Source organism: Eudoraea sp. (assembly GCF_049665975.1).
GTDB lineage: Bacteria > Bacteroidota > Bacteroidia > Flavobacteriales > Flavobacteriaceae > Eudoraea.
In genome coordinates this window covers 1-2,653 of record NZ_JBATGR010000237.1, presented here as the reverse complement: position 1 = coordinate 2,653, position 2,653 = coordinate 1, and the positions used below count along the sequence as shown (strand labels likewise).

The window sequence follows — 2,653 nt, the reverse complement described above, 5'->3', positions numbered from 1 at the left end:
GTGGGCAGTTCAATGAAAAATTCCATTCGCGAACAAAGGGAAAAAACAGGACTTTTTACTTCTTAGAGGCTCTTACGACCACAAATGAGCCCTCTCCAAAACCTGGTTTTGGAATTTGTATTTCCTCAATCTCGTCTAAATCACCAAAAAGGGTCTGGTTGAATTCCAGGTTTTTGAATTCTGCTTCCTTTAGCAATGTCTGTATTCGGTCTACGCTATAAAAATTGGCCTTTGCGAAGAACGTACTTCGATGGCGTTTTTCTATATATTGTTTCGCTATACTTCTATCCTTATCCAAAAATCCGATCAACACAGAACCTTCGTGTTTTAAGACCCTGTGTGCTTCGGCCAAAGCATTCTTTAAACTAGCCAAATGGCAAACGGTTACAAAAAGTACAAAATCGAATTGCAGGTCGCCATACGGAAGGCGTTCAGCTAAGCCTTCGATAATCTCTATTCCCCTGTTGATGGCCTTTTCAGCCATTCCGCTGGAGGGCTCTACGCCTTCTTTAATTCCTAAAGGAAGCGCAAATCTTCCGGTTCCCAAACCCACTTCAATACCTCTGATATTTTCCGGTAGTTTTAATAATTGTTCCCTAATCGCGGCAAGTTCGGATTGATAGACTTCAGGATAGTCTTCGTACCATTTTTCATATTCTTCTACGTGTCTGTCAAATATTTCTGTGCGTGTCATCGTGCTTCTGTTTATGATTCCTTAAATATCATTAGAATTAAGTCCAGCTGCAATGATCTATGTCAATAGGGGCAGGTTTTTAGAAGTAAAAAACAGGACGCTGATTAGGATACCAGCCAGGGATGTTACTAAAAAGACAAGGCATCGCCTCAAAATTAAATTCCTCTAGAGGCCATCACAATGCCTTGTCTCAGTATGAGGATTATCGAATTGTGTAATACGGAGTGTTTCTGTTGGTAACCATCAATACCTAAAAACAGCGTTCATCGGACTTTCCTTTACGGGCATTTGTTCAGAAGGCAAAAAATACACTTCACCCCCTTGTTCAAAAGTTTCCAGGGCCGCCAAATTCATCAACGAAACATTATTGATTTCGCGATTTTTATCTATTAAAACTTCATTTTCCTTCTTATCATAAATACCAAATAAATCGGCGCCTTCTTCTATAAAGAGTGTATCAATCTTACCATTGAGCGCGGCGTTCACAATGACATCTATCTCATAAGAAGCCTTTTGTGTATGGAATAATTCGTTGAACTTGTTAATCTTATTTAACTGAGGTCGTCGAAAATATTCCTCAATTAGCACCCAGGATTTTTGATGTTTTTTATCATCCTTTTTATATTCGGGGTCCCCTGACAGGTGCTTATCATACAGATTGTGATGCGTATTCGCTTCGGCATACAGCTTGTAGAGCCTATCGATACATGAAAGTACCAAGGGAGCCTTTGAATCTGACGCGATTTTCTTTACACCTTCGTCCAGCATCCTGAAATACCGCAACAATTCATCCTTTTCATCATCCTTTCCCGCGCCTTGACCGTGAAACGATGCCCCGTACGTAGCCTGCCCGCTTCTGAACTGCAAGTTCTTTTGTTCATAATCGGACCCAACGGCATCCTCCAACTGTCCCGGCGCAAAATCCTCCAGATGCAGATCCTTAAAAGAGTACCGTGACGCTTCATACAGTTTTACATAATCCTGGCTAAGATCCAATAGATAGTAAAGCCCATCGTTATAATATAATGGTAGCAGGGGCAAAAGATAAAAATGGCCCGCTACGTAAGTCTTTACCTCGAATGGTATGGGAACCAAATAATATCTCATTCCCTTCTCTGAATCCAAAAAAATAGCCAATCCATCGGAGGGGTTCCGCCACAGTTGCACCTTCTCTAGAAGCTGCTCTACAGGTCGGAGATATTCCTCTATTTCATTCATATGCATTTGATGTTCCATCAACGTTTTCTGTACTTCGTTGATACATTGTCTAAGCAAAGCTTGCGCCAAATGCATGTTCTGTTCCTTGCCTTTTTTATCCATGGGCAGGAATATCGAAACACAATTAAGATTGCGTATTTCGGCCAGGTTTTCAAAGTCTTTTTTAGGAAGTGGATGTTTTTCGGAAGTATTCATGACTCAACTATTTTGAGGCAAAATACCTAAATCAAAGAGAACTCAAAATGATTTGAATCAGTAGGTTGAAATTATTAAGATAGCCATAGTGACTGATTAACGACCTATTATACCAATACTATTCTTTAAGATGTTAGGGTCTAAGAAATTTCCTGCTTTTTTAGGTATTTTTCAATAGTAATTAAAAGGTCTTCAAGTTCAAACGGTTTGGTTAGGTAATCATCCGCACCGGCATCGATACCTGCCTTAACATCTATCTTTTCTGATTTCGCGCTAAAAAAAATAAACGGTATTCTTTTCAGATCAGGATCTTGCGCCACATGTCTAAGTACCGCAAAACCATCCATCTCCGGCATAAGAATATCACAGAGTATCAGGTCCGGGTTTTCACAGCCAATCTTTTCGAGACCCGTCCTACCGTTCGAAGCGGTAGTTACAAGGTAGCCTTCGAGCTGTAAAAGTTCTGCGGTATTCCCGCGAATGCCCACATCATCTTCAATAATAAGAATGCGTGTCATAAGCAATATGAATTGGGATATAGAAGAT

Annotated in this window: 3 protein-coding genes; all 3 read right to left on the bottom strand. The window is 40.3% G+C overall.

Features of this window, described 5'->3' with window-relative positions; all coding sequences use genetic code 11:
• Positions 1-55: 55 nt before the first annotated feature.
• The gene (locus WBN20_RS08785) at positions 56-694 is read right to left on the bottom strand and encodes a class I SAM-dependent methyltransferase (RefSeq protein ID WP_424281415.1); all 639 of its coding nucleotides are present in this window, start codon (positions 692-694) and stop codon (positions 56-58) included.
• Positions 695-937: 243 nt separating this feature from the next.
• Positions 938-2,107 carry a hypothetical protein gene (locus WBN20_RS08780; protein ID WP_424281414.1) on the bottom strand — a complete coding sequence of 390 codons (1,170 nt, stop codon included), beginning with the start codon at positions 2,105-2,107 and terminating at the stop codon, positions 938-940.
• A gap of 140 nt (positions 2,108-2,247) precedes the next feature.
• The coding region (locus WBN20_RS08775; RefSeq protein WP_424281413.1) for a response regulator transcription factor at positions 2,248-2,653 on the bottom strand (406 nt) is incomplete at its 5' end.